Genomic DNA, 706 nt, shown 5'->3' with positions numbered 1-706 from the left:
ACCTGGAGCCCCATACCCGCGCGCAGTTCCCCGCCCCCCTCCGTCCACTCCACGACCTCGGTCATCATCCGGGGCCCCTCGACGAGGTCGACGACGGCGGGGACGTACGGTGTCCGCTCCCCGAAGGGCGGCAGGTCGTTACGGTGGACGACGGACCATGTGTAGAGCACGGCGCGTCCGGAGGCCTCCTCCCACCGCACGTCCTCGCTCCAGCAGTACGGGCAGAACTCGCGCGGATAGTGATGGGCGCGCCCACAGCCCGCCGCCCCACACCGCCGCAGCAACAACCGTCCGTCGGAGGCGGCGTCCCAGTACGTACGACTGAGGCCGTCGACCTCCGGCAGATCGAACCGCACACTCTTGCCACCCGTCACCACCAGACTCCCCTCACCACCATGCTCCCCTCCCCCGTCAGAACAACCCCAACGCACTGTCGAGGGACCACGTCTGCCACGACATCCCGAACAGCGCCACCACCGAGATGAGCGCCATCATCGAGTTCTGCCCCTGCTCGGCCCAGTCGTGGATCATCAGCACGAGATAGAGGAGGTTGAGCACCAGCCCGCCGACGAGCGCGATCGGCGTGAGGAACCCGAGGACCAGCCCGAGCCCCAGGGCGAGTTCGGCGTAGACGACGACGTAGGCCATGGCCCTCGGCCTGGGCCTGACCACCACGTCGAACCCGCCGCGCACCGCCCCCCACCGA

Annotated in this window: 2 protein-coding genes; both read right to left on the bottom strand. The window is 69.1% G+C overall.

What is annotated here, in order from left to right; all coding sequences use genetic code 11:
- The coding region (locus P1P70_RS45415) for a Zn-ribbon domain-containing OB-fold protein (RefSeq protein ID WP_413471703.1) at positions 1-374 on the bottom strand (374 nt) is incomplete at its 3' end.
- Between the two features lie 37 nt (positions 375-411).
- The coding region (locus tag P1P70_RS45410; protein ID WP_319248446.1) for a DoxX family membrane protein at positions 412-706 on the bottom strand (295 nt) is incomplete at its 5' end.

This window comes from Streptomyces sp. MB09-02B (assembly GCF_033794485.1).
Lineage (GTDB): Bacteria > Actinomycetota > Actinomycetes > Streptomycetales > Streptomycetaceae > Streptomyces.
The sequence above is the reverse complement of the archived record's forward strand: the minus strand, read 5'-3'. Positions and strand labels throughout refer to the sequence as shown.